General features: G+C 64.6%; 9 protein-coding genes. 4 read left to right on the forward strand and 5 right to left on the reverse strand.

Annotation, left to right across the window (positions count from 1 at the left end; genetic code table 11):
* Positions 1 to 2: 2 nt before the first annotated feature.
* Genes PMI42_RS04955 through PMI42_RS04965 form a run of 3 tightly spaced genes read right to left on the reverse strand, consistent with a single transcriptional unit; the run spans position 3 to position 2,368 of the window.
* The gene (locus tag PMI42_RS04955) at positions 3 to 686 is read right to left on the reverse strand and encodes an amino acid ABC transporter permease (protein ID WP_008131119.1); all 684 of its coding nucleotides are present in this window, start codon (positions 684 to 686) and stop codon (positions 3 to 5) included.
* 10 nt (positions 687 to 696) lie between these two features.
* Positions 697 to 1,596 (reverse strand): NAD(P)-dependent oxidoreductase, encoded by a 900-nt coding sequence (locus PMI42_RS04960; protein WP_008131121.1) that lies wholly within the window; start codon positions 1,594 to 1,596, stop codon positions 697 to 699.
* A gap of 31 nt (positions 1,597 to 1,627) precedes the next feature.
* Complete coding sequence (locus tag PMI42_RS04965) at positions 1,628 to 2,368, reverse strand: FadR/GntR family transcriptional regulator (protein WP_008131123.1); 741 nt, start codon at positions 2,366 to 2,368, stop codon at positions 1,628 to 1,630.
* Positions 2,369 to 2,547: 179 nt separating this feature from the next.
* On the opposite strand from PMI42_RS04965, the gene PMI42_RS04970 reads away from it, so the two are divergent.
* The 3 genes from PMI42_RS04970 (at position 2,548) to PMI42_RS04980 (ending at position 4,222) form a co-directional block, all read left to right on the forward strand.
* Entirely contained in the window at positions 2,548 to 2,865 is a 318-nt protein-coding gene (locus PMI42_RS04970; protein WP_008131124.1) for a hypothetical protein, read from the forward strand.
* 77 nt (positions 2,866 to 2,942) lie between these two features.
* The gene (locus PMI42_RS04975) at positions 2,943 to 3,311 is read left to right on the forward strand and encodes a GFA family protein (protein WP_008131125.1); all 369 of its coding nucleotides are present in this window, start codon (positions 2,943 to 2,945) and stop codon (positions 3,309 to 3,311) included.
* Positions 3,312 to 3,406: 95 nt separating this feature from the next.
* Positions 3,407 to 4,222 carry an SGNH/GDSL hydrolase family protein gene (locus PMI42_RS04980; RefSeq protein WP_008131126.1) on the forward strand — a complete coding sequence of 272 codons (816 nt, stop codon included), beginning with the start codon at positions 3,407 to 3,409 and terminating at the stop codon, positions 4,220 to 4,222.
* A gap of 122 nt (positions 4,223 to 4,344) precedes the next feature.
* Here PMI42_RS04980 and PMI42_RS04985 read toward each other — a convergent pair whose 3' ends face one another.
* On the reverse strand, positions 4,345 to 5,115 hold the full coding sequence (locus tag PMI42_RS04985; RefSeq protein WP_008131127.1) for an exodeoxyribonuclease III: 771 nt from the start codon (positions 5,113 to 5,115) through the stop codon (positions 4,345 to 4,347).
* 39 nt (positions 5,116 to 5,154) lie between these two features.
* Here PMI42_RS04985 and PMI42_RS04990 point away from each other — a divergent pair, with 39 nt between their 5' ends.
* A complete protein-coding gene (locus PMI42_RS04990) occupies positions 5,155 to 5,373 on the forward strand; it encodes a cysteine rich repeat-containing protein (RefSeq protein WP_008131128.1) in 219 nt (72 codons plus the stop codon).
* Positions 5,374 to 5,385: 12 nt separating this feature from the next.
* Here PMI42_RS04990 and alr read toward each other — a convergent pair.
* A partial coding sequence (alr, locus tag PMI42_RS04995) for an alanine racemase (RefSeq protein ID WP_008131129.1) occupies positions 5,386 to 6,251 on the reverse strand: 866 nt, incomplete at its 5' end.

Consider the following 6,251-nt stretch of genomic DNA (forward strand, 5'->3'; position numbering starts at 1 on the left):
TCTCACAGCGGCGTGCCGAGCTGGCGCCGGCGCGGGAACAGCACGAGGCCGAGGCCCCAGAAGCCGGCGCGCATCACGAGCGACAGAATGACGTAGAGCACGGCAACGATGATGTAGGTCTCGAACGCCCGGTAGGTATCCGACTGGATGTAGTTTGCGACCGCGGTGAGCTCTTCCGCCGAGATCTGCGAGCAGACCGAGGAGGCCAGCATCAGCAGCACGAACTGGCTGGTGAGCGCGGGATAGACCTTCTCGATCGCCGGCAGCAGGATGATGTGCCAGTAGACTTGCAGGCGCGACAGGGCCAGCCCCTCGGCTGCCTCGATCTGTCCGCGCGGGATCGCCTCGAAGCCGGCACGCATGATCTCGGCGGTATAGGCACCGACATTGATCGTCAGCGCCGCAACCGCCACGGTGAAGGCGGAGAATTTCAGCCCGAGGCTGGCGAGCCCGAAATAGACCAGGAAGATCTGCACCAGCAGCGGCGTGTTGCGGATGGCCTCGACATAGACTTTGCAGGCCGACGCGATCAGCGAGTTTCGCGACCCGCGGCCGACGGCCGCGAGCGTGCCGAACAGGGCGCCAAACACCGTCGCGAAAGCCGCCAACTCCAACGTCAGCGCTGCGCCGCCGAGAAAATTCGGCCAACGCTCCAGCACTGCGGGAAAGTCGAGTTGGAGGCTCATCGTATCAGGTTCAGCCGGTGGTCTGGTTGGTCATGCGGTCATAGACGCGGAACAGCGCCTGGTTGCCGTTGTTGCCTTCGCCATGCGCACGTGCGTCGACATACTGACTGGTGACGAGTGCGGTGCCAGGCAGCGGCACACTCAGCGCCTGCGCATGCTCCTGCACCAGGCGGAGGTCCTTGAGCTGGAGATCAATCCGGAAACCGGCGGAGACGTCGCCCGCGATCATTGCGGGGCCGAGCTTGTCAAGCATCCAGGAGGCGGCGGAGCCACCGAGCAGAACGCGACGCAGCAGATTGAGATCGAGGCCGGAAGCGCGCCCGAGCGCCAGTGCCTCGCAGATGGCCTGGATGTTGATACCGCAGATCAACTGATTGCAGAGCTTGACGGTCTGTCCTGCGCCGGACGCGCCGACATGCGTGATCGTCGTGCCCATTGCCCGGAAGAACGACTCGGCCTTGGCGAAGGCGTCGGCATCGCCCCCGGCCATGATCGAGAGTGCGGCGTTCTTGGCGCCCACGGGCCCACCCGAAACCGGCGCGTCGATGAAGCTGACACCGATTTTCTGCAGGTCGGCGTGGATGCGGCGGACCGCGACCGGAGAGATCGTGCTCATGTCGACGATCAGCTTGCCTGATGGCGGCGACTTCAGCAGGCCGTGCTCGCCGTAAATCGTCGCCTCGACATGCGGCGTGTCGGGCAGCATGGTGATGACGAGGTCGGCGCCTTGCGCGGCATCGGCAGGGCTCTTGGCGCGGGTCGCGCCTTCCTTGACGATATCAGCTACGGCGGCCTCGTTGAGATCGAACGCGTGCACCGCGTGCCCGGCTTTCAGGAGGTTGCGCACCATTTCGCGGCCCATCGTGCCGATGCCGATGAAGCCGACATTGCCCTTGTCGTTCCGTCCCATGTTGTCAGCCCGTTTCTTGGTTAGTCCGCGATCAGCCAGAGGCGCTGGTCTTGTCGATGTCGCCGACGACTGCGCGTCGCCTGTATTCGTCGCCAATGGCAAAATGCTTGCGCAGCGTCGCGTCGGCCCGCTCCGGATCGCGGGCGATGATCGCGTCGAAGATGCGCCGGTGGTCGTCGATCAGATACGTTTTCATCGACGGGAAGGCCTGCACCAGCTCACGGCGGCTGCGATGCGAATGCGTCAACAGGCCCGCCAGCGAACCGTGCAAGACTGTCAGTGTCTCCGAATGCGCGGCCACGACGATGGCGCGATGGAAGTCGAAGTCGGCCATGCCGCCGGCATCGGCTTCGTCGATCGTCTCGCCGATCTTCGCCAGCGCGCGCTGCAGCCGTTCGAAATCGGCGATGTTGGCGCGCTCGCAGGCGAGACGGATCGCCTGACACTCGATCGCGACGCGCGCCTGCATGACGTCGTCGAGCATGTCCGCCTGCTGGGCGAGCGCGAAGGTGAAGAAGTCGTTCAGCACCGAAACATCCGGCCGGGTCACCACGGTGCCGATGCGATCGCGGATCTCGACGATGCCGAGCACGGTAAGGGCTCGCAGCGCTTCGCGGACGATCGGCCGGCTGACGCCGAGGAGGGTTGCCAGCTCACGCTCGGAAATCAGGCGGTCACCGGGCTTTAGCGAGCCCGCAAGCAGACGTTCGCGCAGGAAGGCGAACACCTTCTCAAACCCCTTTTCGCCTTCTGCGGCGCGCTTCAGCTCCATCCCGGTCTCTTTTGGTCTGGTTGTGGTCAGACCAGTAGGCTAACCAGAGCCGCCGCGTCAAGGGCCTGGTTAATCGCAGGTGTCGGAGGCGCCCGACAATCCGACCGGTTCCCCGGCCGAATCCTTCAAATTTGAAGCGTATTGATCGAAGCGTTCGCTCAAAGAATTTGAGGCCCGCGATGCCCGACCATCACTCCTTCTCCGCGCTCGACCGCCATGCGGTGCTCAGCGGATCCGACAACGGCTTTCCCTGGGTTGCCGGCGCGATGCTCGCGTTCGAGGCGAGCGAAGTGGTGCGGCTGCGCTGCGAGAAGCTCAGCCACGGCGACGAGGCGGCCGGGCAGGAAGCCGTTCTGATTATCAGCGAGAAGATCGCCGCAGCCTTCGAGGCGACCGTGAGCCTGCTCGCCGGCGCTACGCCTGCGGCCGTCGTCCAGCGCTATCGCGAGCATGTCGCCGCGAACGCCAAGCGGCTGTCCGCGAACGAAGTTCCCTGATCGCGCCTGCGCTGCTGACAGCATGTTGGCAGCAGGGGCCGGCTACGACCATCTCCTGACAAAACGGGGAGCGGGTCATGCCGATCGAGGCAAGCTGTCATTGCGGTGAGACGGTGTTCGAGGTGACGGAGGCGCCTTCGAACGTGACGCGCTGCACCTGTTCGCTCTGTGCCAAGCGCGGCGCGCTGTGGGCCTACTACACGCCGGCGCAGTTTCGTCTGCTGTCACCGCCGGACAATGTCGCGACCTATCTCTGGGGCAGCCGCACGGTCAAGCACCATTTCTGCGCGAGTTGCGGCTGCGGCACCTATTCGGAGTCGCCGGACTGGTCGAGCGGCAAGCCCGATTTCGACAATCCCAGGGTCGCCGTGAACGCGCGGCTGTTCGACGATTTCGATCTCGACGCCGTGCCGGTGAACATGATCGACGGCAAGAATTTGTGGTGAGCATCTGGCCTCACGCATATCTGCTGCACGTCCGCGCTCTTGAGGCGATTTCGAAAAGCTGATCTGTTCCGGCCCGAGAAAAACGGGAGGAAGCCATGATGCGTCTTTTTGCGCGAGTGATGCTCGCAATGTGTCTGGCCGTTGCAGTGGGCTTCGATGCACAGGCGCAGACCAGGCCGAAGGTCACGACGCTAGGCCCCGACTTCCCCAAGGCCGCTTTGTTCGTCGGCAACAGCTTCTTCTACTACAACAACGGAATGCCCGGGCATCTCTCCTTCATGGAGCGGGCGGCCGACGCCGAGAACAAGGCGGCGTATCGCAATACGATGGCGACGATCGGCGGCTCCGGCCTCGACTGGCACGACATGGACAATCTGCTGCGTCCGGGCGGCATCGGCGCCTATTCCTTCGACGAGCAGAACGTCGTCGTCTTCAACAAGCCGGGCAAGCAGTTCGACGCCGTCGTGATGATGGATTGCAGCCAGTGCCCGATCCATCCGCAGTTGAAGGACGCGTTCACGACCTTCGCCAGGAAGGACAGCGAGATCGTTCGCGCCCACGGCATGCGGCCGGTGTTTTTCATGTCCTGGGCCTATGCCGACAAGCCGGACATGACGGAGGGGCTCGCCGAAGCCTACACGGTGGCGGGCAATGCCAATGATGCGCTGGTGATTCCGGCAGGCCTCGCATTTGCGCGCGTGCGCAAGCTCCAGCCCGAGCTCAATCTCTATGCGCCCGACAAGCGGCATCCGAGTCCTGCAGGCACGTATCTGGCGACTTGCGTGACGCTCGCCGCGCTGACCGGACGGTCGCCGGTCGGCAATTCCTACACAATGGGGCTCGATGCGTCGACGGCGGAGCTGCTGCAGAAGGCGGCGTGGGACACGGTGCAGGACTATTACGGGCGTTGATCTGGCATCGTTCTCCGATGCCGTAGGGTGGGCAAAGGCGCACTTGCGCCGTGCCCACCACCTGTCTCCGTAAGCGAAATTTGGTGGGCACGCTTCGCTTTGCCCACCCTACGGCACCTCGCTTATTTCAACACCACCCAGGCCGGCGCATGATCGCTGGCACCGTCCTCGCCGCGAACCTTCTTGTCGACCCCGGCTTTTGCCAGCCGTGAGACCAGGGCAGGGCTGAGCAGCAGGTGATCGAGTCGCAGGCCGGCATCGCGCGGCCAGCGGTTTCGCTTGTAGTCCCAGAAGCTGTAGATGCGCTTGTCCGGATGCAGCTCGCGGATCGCATCGCACCAGCCTTGCTCGACGAGGGAGGCAAAGGCCGCGCGGCTCTTCGGCTGGATCAGCGCATCCTTGTCCCACGAGCGCGTCGGATAGATGTCGGTCTCGGTCGGGGCGACGTTGTAGTCGCCGGCGAGCACCACGGGCAGATCCTGCTTGACGAACGTCTTGGCGTGACGCTTCAGGCGCGCGAACCAGTCGAGCTTGTAGTCGAACTTCGGTCCGGGCTGGGGGTTGCCGTTCGGCAGGTAGATGCTGGTGACGATGATTCCGCGCACGGCGGCCTCGATGTAGCGGGCTTCGAGATCTCCAGGTTTTCCCGGCAACCGGTCGCGCGTGAGGATGGGCTCCGCATTGCGGGCCAGAATGGCGACGCCGTTCCAGGTCTTTTGTCCACGCCACACCGCGCCATAGCCGGCCTTTTCGATGGCAGCCGCCGGAAATTCGCCATCACTTGCCTTCAACTCCTGAAGTGCGACGACATCGGGCTTCGCCGCGCGCATCCATGCCAACAGATTGGGCAGGCGGCGGTTGATGTTGTTGATGTTGAATGTCGCGATCTTCATGTAGAGCTACCGGCTCCTGCCTTCCGTCCCGGAGATACAATGTCCAAATTGAGCTTTGCTGCTTTCGTCGTCGTTGCCGCGATCTCCGGAGCGGCTTCGGCACAATCGTCCAATCCGCGCGGCGCGTGCAAGGCGGATTACGACAAGTTCTGTGCCGGCATCGCCCCCGGCGGCGGCATCGTTGCCTGCCTCAACGGCAAGCGCGACCAGCTCAGCGCGACCTGCAAGGCAGCGCTCGACGGCAGGAAGAAGAAGTAAGCGGCTGGCAGCTCAGCCCGGCAGCGGCGGCGGGCTCACCGGCTGCTCGATCGGCGGCGGCGCAGCTGGCTGCTCGGCCGCCTGCGCCGGCCCCGGCTTGACCAGGGGCTCCACCACATTGCCGCCCTTATAGATGCGGGCATAGCGAGGGCCGAGGCTGGTCAGCACCTCGTAGCCGATCGTGCCGAAATGATGCGCGAGCTCGTCGACGGTGATGCCTTCGCCGATCAGCGTCACCAGGTGGCCGCGTCGCGCCGCGTTCGGCGGCAGATCGGTGATGTCGATCGCGATCAGATCCATGGAGACGCGGCCCGCGACCGGGCAGCGCTTGCCGGCGACGATCACCTCGGCGCCGCGGGTGCCGTCGTTGGAGCTGGCGGCGCGGAAATAGCCGTCGGCATAGCCGACCGCGATGATCGCGAGCTTGGTCGGCCGCCGTGCGCTCCAGGTGCCGCCATAGCCGACGGTCTCGCCACGCTCGATGGTGCGGATCTGCACGATGCGCGCCTTGAGGTCCACGACCGGCTGCATCGGATTGTCGGCCTCCGGCGTCGGATTGACGCCATAGAGTGCAGCGCCCGGTCGCACCAGGTCGAACTGGAAGGGCGCGCCCAGGAAGATTCCGGAGGAATTTGCGAGCGCCGCCGGCACGCCCGAAAATTCGCTGGAGATGCCGCGGAAGGCGGCGAGCTGTTTTGCATTGACCGGGCTGTTGAGCTGCTCGGCCGAAACCAGATGGCTCATCACCAGCGTGATGCCGTGATCGCCGGCATTGATGCGGGGGATGATGGCCTGCGCCTCCGATAACGTCAGGCCGAGCCGGTTCATGCCGGTGTCGATATGAACGGCGGCACCGCCGGACCAGCCGGTACGGCGGG

Source organism: Bradyrhizobium sp. YR681 (assembly GCF_000282615.1).
Lineage (GTDB): Bacteria > Pseudomonadota > Alphaproteobacteria > Rhizobiales > Xanthobacteraceae > Bradyrhizobium.

Excerpts from the sequence above, each read along its gene's own strand:
- PMI42_RS04955 (WP_008131119.1), bottom strand. The coding sequence starts at position 686 with ATGAGCCTCCAACTCGACTTTCCCGCAGTGCTGGAGCGTTGGCCGAAT.
- PMI42_RS04960 (WP_008131121.1), bottom strand. The coding sequence starts at position 1,596 with ATGGGACGGAACGACAAGGGCAATGTCGGCTTCATCGGCATCGGCACG.
- PMI42_RS04965 (WP_008131123.1), bottom strand. The coding sequence starts at position 2,368 with ATGGAGCTGAAGCGCGCCGCAGAAGGCGAAAAGGGGTTTGAGAAGGTG.
- PMI42_RS04970 (WP_008131124.1), top strand. The coding sequence starts at position 2,548 with ATGCCCGACCATCACTCCTTCTCCGCGCTCGACCGCCATGCGGTGCTC.
- PMI42_RS04975 (WP_008131125.1), top strand. The coding sequence starts at position 2,943 with ATGCCGATCGAGGCAAGCTGTCATTGCGGTGAGACGGTGTTCGAGGTG.
- PMI42_RS04980 (WP_008131126.1), top strand. The coding sequence starts at position 3,407 with ATGATGCGTCTTTTTGCGCGAGTGATGCTCGCAATGTGTCTGGCCGTT.
- PMI42_RS04985 (WP_008131127.1), bottom strand. The coding sequence starts at position 5,115 with ATGAAGATCGCGACATTCAACATCAACAACATCAACCGCCGCCTGCCC.
- PMI42_RS04990 (WP_008131128.1), top strand. The coding sequence starts at position 5,155 with ATGTCCAAATTGAGCTTTGCTGCTTTCGTCGTCGTTGCCGCGATCTCC.